The organism is Clostridium sp. SGI.024 (assembly GCF_050315195.1).
In the GTDB taxonomy this organism is placed as follows: domain Bacteria; phylum Bacillota; class Clostridia; order Clostridiales; family Clostridiaceae; genus Clostridium.
This window is the reverse complement of the sequence record NZ_JBNPON010000173.1, coordinates 1-329: the sequence shown is the minus strand read 5'-3', so window position 1 is coordinate 329 and position 329 is coordinate 1. Positions and strand designations below refer to the sequence as shown.

Sequence of the window (329 nt, the reverse complement as noted above, 5' to 3'; positions counted from 1 at the left end):
TTTCGTTTCGTTATAAACGGCGAATTTCTTTGTCGCTTTCCTCAGTCAAATCCTCACGTATTAAAATACGCTCCGGTGTTTCCTTCGTCAGCTCCTCGAACTTCTTGTTTCTAACAAAACTCACTCTAACTAATTTTACTTTAGTCTAATTAGTATCATCAAAATATTTACAAAGTTATTCACAAAGAATATTTTTGGCTTGTTGTTATTTATATTCATGTGCAATTTTCAAAGAACAATGGTGGGTCTAAATGGACTCGAACCATCGACCTCACGCTTATCAGGCGTGCGCTCTAACCAGCTGAGCTATAGACCCATATTTTGAGGAT

At 36.8% G+C, this 329-nt stretch carries 1 tRNA gene; it reads right to left on the bottom strand.

Annotated features, from left to right (window positions below):
• Window positions 1-239 precede the first annotated feature (239 nt).
• A tRNA-Ile gene (locus ACQRD5_RS17285) sits at window positions 240-316 on the bottom strand.
• Window positions 317-329: the final 13 nt, after the last annotated feature.